The 8,698-nt window shown below is 39.0% G+C and carries 7 protein-coding genes, 1 pseudogene and 1 other annotated feature; all 8 genes and pseudogenes read left to right on the top strand.

The window, feature by feature from the left end; translation table 11 throughout:
- Nucleotides 1-483: pseudogene (locus ACFIMP_RS09130) on the top strand (DUF3792 domain-containing protein); the annotation flags it as partial.
- 316 nt (nucleotides 484-799) lie between these two features.
- Entirely contained in the window at nucleotides 800-1,993 is a 1,194-nt protein-coding gene (locus ACFIMP_RS09125; protein ID WP_375686293.1) for an MFS transporter, read from the top strand.
- Between the two features lie 94 nt (nucleotides 1,994-2,087).
- Nucleotides 2,088-2,376: a sequence feature (23S ribosomal RNA rRNA prediction is too short), on the bottom strand.
- 86 nt (nucleotides 2,377-2,462) lie between these two features.
- Complete coding sequence (locus ACFIMP_RS09120; RefSeq protein ID WP_375686292.1) at nucleotides 2,463-2,909, top strand: tRNA-dependent cyclodipeptide synthase; 447 nt, start codon at nucleotides 2,463-2,465, stop codon at nucleotides 2,907-2,909.
- A 13-nt stretch (nucleotides 2,910-2,922) separates the two neighbouring features.
- Complete coding sequence (locus tag ACFIMP_RS09115) at nucleotides 2,923-3,240, top strand: tRNA-dependent cyclodipeptide synthase (RefSeq protein WP_375667289.1); 318 nt, start codon at nucleotides 2,923-2,925, stop codon at nucleotides 3,238-3,240.
- Nucleotides 3,237-3,569, top strand: coding sequence for a cytochrome P450 family protein (locus ACFIMP_RS09110; RefSeq protein WP_375686291.1), 333 nt, complete (start codon nucleotides 3,237-3,239; stop codon nucleotides 3,567-3,569). Before ACFIMP_RS09115 ends, ACFIMP_RS09110 begins: the two co-directional genes overlap by 4 nt.
- 131 nt (nucleotides 3,570-3,700) lie before the next feature.
- Nucleotides 3,701-4,492, top strand: a complete 792-nt coding sequence (locus tag ACFIMP_RS09105; protein ID WP_375686290.1) for a cytochrome P450 — start codon at nucleotides 3,701-3,703, stop codon at nucleotides 4,490-4,492.
- Nucleotides 4,493-4,549: 57 nt separating this feature from the next.
- Nucleotides 4,550-5,914: an MFS transporter gene (locus ACFIMP_RS09100; protein ID WP_375612596.1), complete on the top strand. Its 1,365-nt coding sequence runs from the start codon at nucleotides 4,550-4,552 to the stop codon at nucleotides 5,912-5,914.
- Nucleotides 5,915-7,305: 1,391 nt separating this feature from the next.
- Entirely contained in the window at nucleotides 7,306-8,244 is a 939-nt protein-coding gene (locus tag ACFIMP_RS09095; protein WP_375612597.1) for an abortive infection family protein, read from the top strand.
- Nucleotides 8,245-8,698 lie beyond the last annotated feature (454 nt).

The raw sequence follows: 8,698 nt of genomic DNA, 5'->3' as shown, positions 1-8,698 counted from the left end.
AACCCTGATCGCTTAAAACAAACCTATCAAGCTGCACTCAATGATATTGGTTCTGCGATAACAGCTTTCAAAAATGACCCTTCTTACTATCGCTCCACTTTAAAAAATCTTGGTGAGCGTCTGTCCGATCGTGTAGAAGATCTCACGACAAAATTTGATCGAAGTGATATCATCAATGCCCTTGTGACCGATGGCATGTCCCGTGCGGATGCACAAACAGCAGTAAACCGTGCCGTCCAACTCTATCAAAGAGCAGAGGAAAAGACCGAAAAAGCCATAAAAGTCCTTGAAGAACGGGCAGAAACACTCTCAGACAATCTTGAGGATACGATCAAGGGCGCCAAAAACACTGCGACTAAAGCCACAAAAACAGCCTCCAATATGGGGTGGTGGGGCTTTTTAGGCAGTCTGGTAGGCGCCATTATTTCCAGTGTTTTTGGCTATTATGGTTATAGAAGCCGTAAGGACACTTTCATGCTTTAAAACGTCTACCTTTAAAGCAAATACATAAAAAGCTGCACGTATAGTGCAGCTTTTTTGCAAAATCTTCTGATTGTCTTTTTGTATTATTGTCTCTCTCATATCAGACAACTTCACCAGCCCATCATCCTTAATACTCCCCTTTCAAAAAACATAAGGAGCTGGTCATTGCTGCCAATAGGCATTGTGCTTGTTTTAGAAAAGAGCTCTGAAAACTTCCTTTCTCAACTGATCATCAAGAAAAACTATACAAAGCATGGGATATCCCATAAACACGTAGAAGAAAATTGTACCTTATAACCTCTTGGGGAGGAGCATTGTGACAAAGAAAAAATCCATGATTTTTACCCAAATGGGACTTTTCCTTGTTTTGGGCTTTAGCAGCTTTGCCGATGAAACAGCACAAGTTACATTTGCTCTCCACTTAGCAGAAAGCACAGCATCTATTTCAATGCTGCTTTTTGCAGGGCTTATCGGAGCGATTTGTGCGGGACCCATTGCACCACGTCTTTTGCATCACTTCCAACCAGTACACACAGTCACTGTTGTTTTATTGTTTGAAGCACTTTTCATAGCCGTTGCTGCAATCGCAAACCAATTTTGGGTTTATATTGCCCTTTCTTTCGCACTAGGTTGTGCTGGTTCACTCTTTTGGTCCGCTATTCTTGTTGCGGTACCTGACTTCGCAAAAAATGATCAGCAATTAGACCGTATAAACCGCGTTATCCAAACAGTCCGTAATCTTGGCTATATTGCCGGACCACTGCTAGGGGGTGTGTTGTATAGTCTATCGAACGGGCAAAAAGGATTGTTTGCGTTGTCAATCATGGTTCTTTTTGCTACCTTTATCACTCTCTTCTGTTTTAAAAGTTTAAAAATTCATACACAAACGACAAACACAACGCAAAAAAGCAAAAAAGGGCTAGATTTAACGGGTCTCTTGCGTAAAAAAAATGTTGTCTATGCTCTTTCTCCCCTCATCATTACCATCATCCTTACCTCTGCTCTCAACGTCTTATCGATTGTCCGCATTCGTACCGATCTCAACTTAAGCGCTGAAACCTATGGGGTAATCACAAGCATGTTAAGTCTTGGCCTCGTGGTTGGTCCACTCTGTTTCTCCAGCCTTTTTCATCGCTTTGGCAATGCCGCTGGTGCATCACTTGCCGCTGCAATAATTGGCTTTGCAATTTTCTGCTTTTCCTTAACAAACTTCACATGGCTGATGATGCTATCATTTTTCATCCTTGGGGGTGCTAACGGCGTGCAAAATGCTCTGATGGCAAGTTTTATGATGAAAGCCATTCAGAAAGAACACCGAAACAACCAAATGCCTGCCTATATCTTTATCATACAAACAGCGGTGTGCCTTGGCTTTCTAGGAGCCGGTTTTGTAAAAGTGCATCACACCCAAAGCACACTGTTTATCATTGGCATCGCCACCATGATCACAGGCATATTAGGTTTTATCTTGAACAGTGTCGTGCAAAAAAAGGGACTTAATGATAGTTAGCGGACTATGTCATCTTTCTATCTAACCGGCCAAAACTTTCCATCTTCACAGTGCGTTCAATTTCACTGAGTCTACGTTGGAGACAACGGAGAAGCTCGTTACACCATTCGTACAGATCGGAATTTTCCCGACAAGTAGTCTTGCTTCCTTAAAACCGTTATAGTTACAGCCGCCGTTTACTGGGGTTTCAATTCAATGCTTGCACATCTCCTCTTAACATTCCAGCACTGGGTAAACGTCAAACCCTATACATCGGGATTTGGAATCTCTCCCATGTTCATGACTAAAGTGGTACAAATACCCGTGTGTATCTTACGTTAACTTAACAGATTAATTATCCGTAATTGCCTTTACAAGACACTTTTTATTTGTTACATAATGGGACACTATTCGATAATTGGTTATCAGTTCTTTAAATAAATTATATTCCCACAATCACCATAATAGAATGCGGGGGGGAGGATTGAGTGTGAGTTTACAAAAAGAAATAGATATCAAGAACCGTCTTTCGTTTTCTATAAGGGGACAATCGGAAAACTGCTCTCGTTTAATTGCGATGAAGCAACATCTTATGATCGGTATAAGTCCGTTCAACACAAGGTTTTCAGAAAAATATATCACTGAGCTCATATGTTGGGCTGCAAAGAAATTCAAAGATATTGACGTATTGCTCCCAGATATAGAATCAGCCATGCTTCTTATATTAGCTTCTGGAGCGCCTAAGGCTAAAGCAGAGAGGAAAACAAAAAAAGAGCTCAATCGCATAAGACGCATATTATATAATATTCATGATTCTTATAATTTAGAAAAATCATTTCGCATTCTTGACTTCTCTCAATACAAGCAAAATGAAAATTATAAAAAATTGAAATTAAAGGCTATAGATTTGTGCAAAAAAAAATTCAAAATTTCGTGAATTATGCACGAAAATGTCAATCCAAGCAGTTGAACGTCGGGCAAAAAGCGTGGGATTATCAATTGAAGAAACAAAGAATTTAGAAACAACAAATATTTCTCTTGAATATATTTTTGATGAAATCCCTTTCTACGTAAATAGCCCATCTTTACTTAATAGAGAAAACTCAGTTTTAGCCTACCATCGTGAATGGCCGGTTGGAGAATTGTTGCTCAATGGTGAACAACCTCTCTGTGTTGATAAACAACAAGGTCACGGAATTGTTTCGATATGTACGCAAACTTATGAGAAGAACCAGTTTATGATTGAAGATTCAGGGGAAAATGAATGATGCGCAACGTTATTAAATTCAACGTTATGGACAAAAATTTCCAAAAAAATCCATACAATATATACCAAACTGTACATTCTTCTAACTCTGTTCTTTGGGATGAAAATCTTAAAGCTTATTTTTTTGGCCACTATGAAGATGTCAGCGCAATTTTGAAGGATACCCGCTTTACAACAGCGCCCTTAGCCGTTCGAGCAGAGCCGGTAATGGGCGATCGCGTATTGGCACAAATGGAAGGGCATGAGCACCATAGCAAGCGGCACGCCATACTTTCAAAACTTACTGGAAAATGTTCCGCACGCACTATACTAAAATTATTGAAGAAATAATAGACCAGCTTCTCATGCCGCATCTTGCAAAAGGGAAAATAGATATTATAAATGAATTCGGTAAAGACTATAGTGTGCTTGTTACATTAATGGTCTTAGGCCTACCAATAGATCGCTACAAGGATATATCCATGTGGCATAAGGGAGTTGCATCTTTTGTCACCAGCCTAAACCAATCAGATGAGGAAAAAGAATTCAGCTTATCGTGCAGCAAAGATATCATCTCTTATTTAACACCACTTATAGAAGAATGGGACAAAAACGCATCAGAAGATTTAATCTCTGTTTTATGCCAGAAAACAAATGATGCTAATAGCATGACAACTTCTGAAATAGTTGCTCTCGTCCTTAACATGTTATTGGCCGCCATAGAACCTGCTGATAAAACATTAGCTTATCTTTTTTATCATTTACTCACACACCCAAATGAATTAGAAAAAATCCAAAATGACAGGAGACTTCTTGGCGATGCAATTACAGAAACACTGCGCTTGACTTCTCCCGTTCAGCTTATACCACGCCAGACCAATCAAGCGATAGAGTTCGCAGGAGTCACATTACCAGCCGACTCTCTTGTTTTTTGTATGATTGGAGCAGCTAACCGTGATCCTGATATTTTTGTGAACCCCAATCATTTTATACCAGAACGTAAACGGGGCAGTAAAACTGGGGCGGGTCTCATAAGGACCGCAAACCATTTAGCCTTTGGAGCAGGCGTGCACGTTTGTGTAGGTTCTGCTTTTGCTCTCATGCAGATTGAGTTGACGGCAAATAGACTCCTCGATAAACTCATTGACATCAGCTTAACTGATGGCTTCATTTTGGAGGAAGAAGGGTTGTACACAAGGGGACCATCAGCGCTCCCAATCACATTTATCCCAATATCAAAACCACAGCCATCACAAACACATGTTAATTTTTAAAAGTCTGGGAATGGGGCGGGGACAATATTTTAAAGAATATCAACAGGGGGCATAATAATGCAAAAGAGAGATTCCTATACAAAAACAGAAAGGTATGTCATATATACCGTCATTATTTCCAGCATACTTCCTCTGCTGGACGGGAGCATTGTCAATGTCATCCTTCCTAACCTTGCGCATTATTTTTCAGTCGGAGAAAATAATATACAATGGGTTGTAACATCCTATTTTCTCGCCACCGTTCCAGGGCTGCTAATGGCCGCTTTTGTGCAAGGAAGAATAGGTATCAAAAGCACTTGGCTTCTTGCAAGCTTCATTTTTATGCTTGGATCACTGGGGGTAGGATTAAGCTATAATTTTCCAACTATTATATCTGCCCGTATCGTTCAAGGTTTTGGGACCGGTCTTTTGCTGCCCCTTAGCCAAACCATCATTGCCTTACAATTTGGACAGACACGAGTGCGCCAAGCCATGGGCACCATAGCCGTACCAACAGTTTTCGCTCCTGCCTTTGGTCCGCTGGTAGGCGCCTCGCTTGCTCAGTATGTGTCTTGGCGTTTGTTATTTTTTATCAATATTCCGCTTATTTTATTGGCACTCACCCTTGGAGCTAAACATTTAAAGAGCAACGAAACAACAAAAACAAAATTTAACTTATTTGCTTTTTTAGCGTTTTCCATCTCCCTTCTTTCGTTTTTTTATCTCACAGAAGCCAGAAATATCAATAACCACAACACCCTCTTTATCCTAGCGCTTATAGCCGTGATATCTCTCATATTATTCATTGTTTCTAATCAGAAAGCAAAAAACAAATTAATCGTCTTTAGCGGATTTCAAAATGCGCGCTATACATTGCTCATGATCATGGGGCTCGTTGCTTCATTTCTTTTTTATAGCTTCCTCGTTTATTTCCCACTAGCCGTTGCCATGGGAGGAAACTATGAAAAGAGCCTTCTCATCATCGGTGCCCTCCTTGCTCTGCAAGGAGTGGGTGCGTGGATTGGCAGGAAATTTATTTACCAAAAATGGAAAGAAAAATCTCCCTTTTTCATGATAGGAATTGGTTTAGTGATATCAAGCTTTGGGTTATTATGCTTCGGCTATAATATAAGCATGGATGGACTTGGATTCTTGCTAAGAGGCATAGGACTTGGCATCGCCACCATTGTCTGCCTTTCCGCCCCCATCCAATATGTCAACAGTTTATACGTCAAAGATACAGCCGTTATCACACGCATATTACAGCAAATAGGTGGTGCCTTAGGGGGTATATTCGCTGGCTTTTTGATCCATTCGCTGACAGAAGAATCCCTGTCCTTAAACCAAACATATATCGTATTCTTCATATTCTCTATCGCTACATTTTTACTGTTTTGCCTAGCCCTCCTCTTATCGCGTAAAGAGAAGAATTCCGATTTATGATATACTTTATTTGAACTCCCTAGCCATAACATTGGCAATAGCTTATAAAATCATACAGCATTTACCACTTTTCGAGAAACCAACACACTGAGACCTTGAACACAACCTTCATCATTTTTATGAAAGAACACTAAATCGATAAGCTCCTTAAGCTCTAAAATTGATCACCTCCAGTAACGTACGGTGTTTGTAATTTTATGATACCTCTGTGCTTTTAGATCCCTCTAAAAACCTCTTGAAATATGGGATTTTCTGATCAGACCTTTGCAAAGATCCACGAAATTAAGCACGCGTTTCAATGCGGAATAGTTCCATAAATGCGCTAACAGACGCCCTACAGAACCAGCATAGAATATAGAACCCACAATGCCCCCAAATGCTGACCATCTTCTGCCACGCATCGCGATGCAAAAAATCGCACTGTATTGCAAACTTGATAATGTTATTCCCCCCTTTTCAAAGTCATTGAATCACTATGCTTTCATAATCACAATAGGTTCAAATGAAACTGAAGCGACAAAAACAGCTGGTAAAGCAGCATCTTCTCTCCATTTCATTGTTAACTGTCATAACAAATCTCCCCCGCTTTAATAAAAAAGCCCTCTCTCATTGAGAAAGAAATTTTAAAAACATTGAAAATCATGAAGCACGATGACAGACAGCAAACCATCTCTAAAAAGACTGTTTCTTGATTTTCACAGCGTACTCTTAGATTTCTCTAACATTTTCCTGCCTTTAAATTTTCCTTATAAGTTTTACGGACAAAAGAAGCTTTTCAGAACTCTTTTACACATAACTTCATTGCTTCAAGCTCCCTTACAGACACGATAAACGTTTATATTTTCATCTCTACCAAATACGCGAGATTAACAGCGGATATCACGAAAACAGTCTTTTTATAGAAAACAGTAAGCTTTAACGGAATAAACGAGATTTTAAACTAGCCTCCCGCATTACTCATTACTCGATACCGGTTATGCAAATAAAGAGCGCCATCTACTTTTTCTGACAAGCAAAGAACACACACAACATTTAGTAACATGCCATTATTGAAATTCTTGTCACAAAACCTTCCGTTCAGGGATTATGCGCATTGCCTACTTCCTTCTCTCCAATAAACAATCTGCCAATAAAGAATGCTATTGCAGTTACGATAATACAAAATTATACTTCTGTTCTCATTCTATATTTTTCGAATTATCACACATTATTCCCCCCTTCACTGTTATAACAATGAAAGGAGAAAAATAAAACACAATATGGCATTTATCTTTCACAAATCTTATATAAGCCACAAAATTGTTGCGCGACCTTCTATAAAAGGTCAGGCAATAAAATCATACTCTAAAAACCACTCAACATACCACTTTTTGATATTATAAAGCCATAAAATGCAATTATCATCTCCGCAAAAAATATCTCAGAAAAACAAAATCCCTCCTGCAACAATTAGGATACTCTCTCAAATATTACCAAAGTACTATTGGCCAAAGAATTTGGATGCCTTATTTTTTTATACACCATCTGCTCCTCATGAGTATCGAAGTGATGATGATGAAGTCAAGATTAAGAAACGACTAGATACAATCAATGTAGAATGCAATAAACCGCTTGAAGTCCTTGGTCCCCTGCTTGGTGATTTTTTGGACAGCGAGTTTCATAAGTTAGTCGGATTCATATTTCAAGACATACCAGAAGATCAAATGCTACAACAGCTTAAAGAAGATCAACGTAAAGTTTTAGAAACGTTAAAGAAAGATGGATTAGAATATCAGCGTGGAGGATATATTATCAAGAATGAGCTAACCTTCACACAAGAATTGCAAAAAGCTGGTCTCCTCTCGATGGAAGAGCTAAAAAAACTTATTGCAGAGAAAGAACTTTCAGCAGTAGAAATCGAAATAAATAGGGCATTAGAAAATATAGAAAAAGATCCAAGGGAGGCAGTTCTATTTGCAGCAAATCTGTTGGAAGCCTCTTGCAAAGCTTATCTCGACCACCATTCTATCCTATATGAAGAAAATGCCCATAATAAGCTGTACGCTTTATGGAAAGAAGTTGCTAAGAAGGCTAAGATTCATACTGATGATATAAAGCAAAAAAACTTAAAAAATCAAGATCTAGATAAAAATGACTTAAGAATGATCGCAACCGGTCTATCCAGAATCGTTAGTGGTACTATGAATTTAAGAAACAAGAAAAGTGCAGCGCATGGCCGCTCAGAAAAGGATTTTGAACTAATCAATCTCAAGCCTCGCCATGCGCGTTTAACTTTTAATGCCGCCCATTCTCTCTCAATTTATATCTTAGAGCTCATGGATCAGCCATAATAAAAACCATACACGACTACCAGCATTTTCTCGTGCCATTTTAATGCCTAAAAAGCATTAAAGGGGGGTGGCCGCTGCTTCTACCCTACAAAACCAAATATTTCTATAGCATGATAACATGAGTAGTCACACCGCTCTATGGTGTTCCTCTTCCCCACGTTTCTAGGCTCCGCTTCTAAAGTCAGTGGGCAATTTCTGTAAATGCAAAAGCCGCCCTTAAGGATGGCGAATGAGGATGGTGCAAAAGTATTGCCTTGATTATTTTTTTTAAGAACAAACTAGCTAGTGTACTATTTTTGGAAAGCTCTCGTGAAGAAATATTATGATGGAGAAGCTAGTCATTATGATAAAAATACAAGTCTTAACTCCCTAAAGAGAGAAAATCTGAGTTTAGATTTAATTTCTACAAAGCCTTTATGCGCGTAAATTACATACCTATACGTTCTTTCCCTAC

Source organism: Bartonella sp. AP65SXKL (genome assembly GCF_042195725.1).
Lineage (GTDB): Bacteria > Pseudomonadota > Alphaproteobacteria > Rhizobiales > Rhizobiaceae > Bartonella.
This window is presented reverse-complemented; position numbering and strand designations above follow the sequence as displayed.

Coding starts and splice junctions, on each gene's coding strand:
- ACFIMP_RS09115 (WP_375667289.1), top strand. CDS start 2,923: ATGTCAATCCAAGCAGTTGAACGTCGGGCAAAAAGCGTGGGATTATCA.
- ACFIMP_RS09110 (WP_375686291.1), top strand. CDS start 3,237: ATGATGCGCAACGTTATTAAATTCAACGTTATGGACAAAAATTTCCAA.
- ACFIMP_RS09105 (WP_375686290.1), top strand. CDS start 3,701: ATGTGGCATAAGGGAGTTGCATCTTTTGTCACCAGCCTAAACCAATCA.
- ACFIMP_RS09100 (WP_375612596.1), top strand. CDS start 4,550: ATGCAAAAGAGAGATTCCTATACAAAAACAGAAAGGTATGTCATATAT.
- ACFIMP_RS09095 (WP_375612597.1), top strand. CDS start 7,306: ATGCAATTATCATCTCCGCAAAAAATATCTCAGAAAAACAAAATCCCT.